At 64.8% G+C, this 230-nt stretch carries 1 protein-coding gene; it reads left to right on the top strand.

The genetic code is table 11. From position 1 onward, the window contains the following. Window positions 1–29 precede the first annotated feature (29 nt). The coding region (locus WDW90_RS41330; protein WP_336493144.1) for a hypothetical protein at window positions 30–230 on the top strand (201 nt) is incomplete at its 3' end.

Below are 230 nucleotides of genomic sequence, written 5' to 3'. Positions count from 1 at the left end.
CAGTGTGCTCCGGTAACCTGGAGGCCGACATGCCGCGCCCGGCCGATCTGATGAACGATCCTTCCTTCCGCTACGCCGTGGAGGGCGCACGGACGGCGGTCTTCATTCTCATGGGCCAGCACATTTCGCGCGGTGAAGGCGAGCTGATCGTGACGCTGTCACTGCTGGGCTTTGCAAGCGCTGGGGGGCTCTCCGAGGAGAACCGCCAACGCTTGGTGCAACTCGGCTCC

Origin of the sequence: Methylobacterium nigriterrae, assembly GCF_037106235.1 — a bacterium.
Lineage (GTDB): Bacteria > Pseudomonadota > Alphaproteobacteria > Rhizobiales > Beijerinckiaceae > Methylobacterium > Methylobacterium nigriterrae.
This window is presented reverse-complemented; position numbering and strand designations above follow the sequence as displayed.